At 46.1% G+C, this 4513-nt stretch carries 1 protein-coding gene; it reads left to right on the top strand.

Translation table 11 applies throughout. The annotated features are described in order from the left end of the window. Positions 1-4513 (top strand): S-layer family protein (locus H3T75_RS07345; RefSeq protein ID WP_198211390.1); only part of this gene is annotated, 4513 nt, incomplete at both ends.

Below are 4513 nucleotides of genomic sequence, written 5' to 3'. Positions count from 1 at the left end.
CTACTGATGCAGTCAATGCCAGCCAGCTTTATCAGGTATCCACCTCTTCTGCTTCCGGTATCACTTCTTTATCTACCGCTGCTCTTAGCACCACCGGTAAACTGAATACGGTAAGCAACAATGTTTCTGCTTTACAGTCTGATGCGCTGCAATGGAAAAATAATGTTAATGGTATCGGCGGCTTTTATGATGCCAGTCATGGCACTAATCAGGCACAGAAAATTACCAATGTGGCTGCCGGCCAGCTGGCAGACAATTCTACTGATGCGGTTAATGCCAGTCAGCTCTACCATTTATCCACCTCTTCTTCTACCAGCTTTAACTCATTGTCTACCGCTGTGAGCCGTGTCAGTGATATAGCCAATGTAAATGGTAATATCAGTACACTGAGCAGTTCTGTTGCTGAATTACAGTCTGATGCGCTGCAATGGAAAAAGAATACCAACGGCTCTGGTGCCTATGATGCCAGCCATGGTACCAGTCAGGCGCAGAAGATTACCAATGTAGCTGCTGGTCTGATAAATGAAAATTCTACTGATGCGATTAATGCCGGTCAGCTTTATCAGGTATCTACTTCTTCTGCTTCCGGTATCACTTCTTTATCCACTGTTGCTCTAAGCACTACCGGTAAACTGAATACGGTAAGCAACGATGTCTCAGCTTTAAAATCTGATGCATTGCAGTGGAAAAGTAATGTAGACGGTAGCGGAGCTTATGATGCCAGTCACGGAACTAATCGTGCGCAGAAAATCACCAATATTGCTGCCGGTCATATAGATGAATACTCTACTGAGGCAGTCAATGCTGCTCAGTTTTATCAGCTATCTACTTCTTCATCTACCGGACTGAGCACATTATCATCCACTTTAAATCGTGCTGGTGATCTGACGAATGTTAACAGTAATATCAGTACATTAACTACTAAAGTGAATGATTTGGTTATTGATGCTCTGCAATGGCATGGAAATGCAGATGGTTCCGGTTTTTACGATGCCAGTCACGGAACCAACCGTGCGCAGAGAATCACCAATATTGCCGCCGGTCAGGTTAATGAACATTCTACTGATGCGGTCAATGCTGCCCAGCTCTACAGCTTATCCACAACGACTTCAACCAGTCTGAGTAATTTGAATGAGGCAGTAGCCACTACTGGTAATATTGCCAATATCTCTCATAATGTCAATGTTTTAAATGACCAGGTAAGTACTCTGCTCGGTGGCGCGCTGCAATGGAAAAGTAATGCTGATGGCTCAGGCTTTTATGATGCCAGTCACGCAACAAGTAGTCCGCAGAAAATCAGCAATGTAGCAGCCGGTGTACTGGATGAGCATTCTACTGATGCAGTCAATGCCGCTCAGCTCTACAGCTTGTCTACAATCACTTCGACCAGCCTGAGTAATCTGAATGAAGCGGTAGCTACTACTGGTAATATTTCTACTGTTGCCAGCAATGTTTATGTTCTGAATACTCAAGTTAGCTCTCTGCTCAGTAATGCGTTGCAATGGCATGGAAATGCTGATGGTTCTGGTTTTTACGATGCCAGCCATGGAACATCCAGTCCTCAGAAAATCAGTAATTTAGCGGCCGGTGTACTGGATGAGCATTCTACTGATGCGGTTAATGCCGCACAGCTCTACAGCTTGTCTACAACCACTTCAACCAGTCTGAGTAATCTGAACGCAGCGGTGGCCAATACAGGTAATGTTACCAATATCACTAACAATGTTACTCAGCTAATGGCTGATGCCCTGCAATGGAAAAAAAATACCGATGGCTCAGGTGTTTATGATGCCAGCCACGGTACCACTCAGGCGCAGAAGATTACTAATGTGGCTGCCGGTCAGCTGGAAGACGGCTCAACTGATGCGGTTAATGCCAGTCAGCTTTATCAGTTATCCACCTCTTCTGCTACCAACTTCAGCTCACTGTCTACTGTTGTAAGCCGTGCCGGTGATCTGACCAATATTAATGGTAATATCAGTACAGCAAACAGCAATATCGCTGCTTTACAGTCTGATGCGCTGCAATGGAAAAAGAACACCGATGGTACTGGTGCCTATGATGCCAGCCACGGTACCACTCAGGCGCAGAAGATTACTAATGTGGCTGCCGGTCTGGTGGAAGACGGTTCTACTGATGCAGTTAATGCCAGCCAGCTTTATCAGGTATCCACCTCTTCTGCTTCCGGTATCACTTCTTTATCTACCGCTGCTCTAAACACCACCGGTAAACTGAATACGGTAAGCAGCAATGTTTCTGCTTTACAGTCTGATGCGCTGCAATGGAAAAACAATGCCAATGGCTCTGGTGCCTATGATGCCAGCCATGGTACCAATCAGGCGCAGAAAATTACCAATGTGGCTGCCGGTCAGCTGGAAAACGGTTCTACTGATGCGGTTAATGCCGGTCAGCTCTATCAGTTATCCACCTCTTCTTCTACCAGCTTCAGCTCACTGTCTACTGTTGTAAGCCGTGCCGGTGATCTGACCAATATCAATGGTAATATCAGTACAGCAAACAGCAATATCACTGATTTACAGTCTGATGCGCTGCAATGGAAAAAGAATGCCAATGGTAACGGCGGCTTTTACGATGCCAGCCATGGCACTACTCAGGCGCAGAAGATTACCAATGTGGCTGCCGGTCAGCTGGCAGACGGTTCTACTGATGCAGTTAATGCCGGTCAGCTCTATCAGCTATCCACCTCTTCTGCTACCAGCTTCAGCTCACTGTCTACTGTTGTAAGCCGTGCCGGTGATCTGACCAATATCAATGGTAATATCAGCACACTAAGCAGCTCTGTTGCTGATTTACAGTCTGATGCGCTGCAATGGAAAAAGAACACCGATGGCTCTGGTGCCTATGATGCCAGCCATGGTACTAATCTGGCTCAGAAGATTACCAATGTAGCTAACGGTGATCTGACGTATAACTCTACCGATGCTGTAAATGGCAGCCAGTTATCTACTACTAATTCTAATCTGAGTATCGTTTCCAGCTCAGTACACAAAGTGAACGATACAGTAAACAAACTGGAAAAAGACAGCTTGCAATGGGTAGAGGAAGAGAATGGCAACAGTTATTATGATGCCAGCCATGGTGTTACCAATGCCCGGTATCGAATTACCAATGTTGCAAACGGTTCACTGGCACCTGATTCATCAGATGTAGTGAATGGCAGCCAGCTATATACTACAAATTCTAGTATTAATGCTGTATCCACTTCGGTAAATTCAGTAACTGCTGCTGTAACCAGACTGCAGGACAATACTCTGCAATGGAATGGATCTGCCTACGATGCCGGCCATGGTTCTACTATGGCGCAGAAAATCACCCGCGTAGCCGAAGCTGATTTAGCCCCGGATTCCACCGATGCAGTCAATGGCAGTCAGCTAAATCAGACTAATTCGAGGGTAGGCAGCTTAAGCTCTACAGTGGCGAATCTGAATGATAGCCTGAATAAGACCAATACGCGGATTAACAGTATTGCTGAATCCACTTCCAGAATTTCCGATAATTTGTCTTCTGCTACAGATAGAATCAATACTCTGGATCAGAATGCCCTGCAAATAAATGGTGAAAATTATGATGCAAACTACAAAAAAATCACCAATATTACAGGCGGAAAAATTGAACTGGGTTCAAATGAGGCAGTAACAGGCGGTCAGCTGTTTACCACCAATGATAAACTCAACACCGTTTCCTCCTCTGTAGGTAATCTGACTGGCAGACTGAATGGTGCTATTGACCGTCTGGATACAGTTTCCGGCGCAACAGCTACGCTGTCGACCAGCTTAGCAGAGGTTAACACCAGCATCAGTGACCTGCGACGCGATGCACTGGGTTGGAATGGTAATGCTTATGATGCCAGCCATGGTTCCGGCACTGCCCAGAAGATTACCAATGTAGCAAACGGTACAGTGAGCAATAGTTCTACCGATGCCGTTAATGGCAGCCAGCTGTATAATCTGTCCACCTCACTGAGCAGCAGTCTTTCCACTGTAACTGCCGGTAACAATACCGGACTCTCTACTACCAACAGTAATGTCTCTACTTTGTCTAGTAGTCTGAGTTCTGCGGTGAATAATATCAGTAATCTGCAACGCGATGCGCTGCAATGGAATGGTAATGCTTATGATGCCAGCCATGGCTCCGGCGCTGCCCAGAAGATTACTAACGTGGCCAACGGTACACTTAGCAGTGGCTCTACCGATGCTGTTAACGGTGACCAGCTGTATAATCTGTCCACCTCACTGAGCAGCAGTCTCTCCACTGTGACTGCCGGTAACAATACCAGTCTCTCTACTACCAACAGTAATATTTCTACTTTGTCTAGTAGTCTGAGTTCTGCTGTGAATAACATCAGTAATCTGCAACGCGACGCTCTGCAATGGAATGGTAATGCTTATGATGCCAGCCATGGTTCCGGCGCTGCCCAGAAGATTACTAACGTGGCCAACGGTACACTTAGCAGTGGCTCTACCGATGCTGTTAACGGTGACCAGCTGTATAA

It is taken from the genome of Snodgrassella sp. W8135 (assembly GCF_016101225.1).
Lineage (GTDB): Bacteria > Pseudomonadota > Gammaproteobacteria > Burkholderiales > Neisseriaceae > Snodgrassella > Snodgrassella alvi.
The sequence above is the reverse complement of the archived record's forward strand: the minus strand, read 5'-3'. Positions and strand labels throughout refer to the sequence as shown.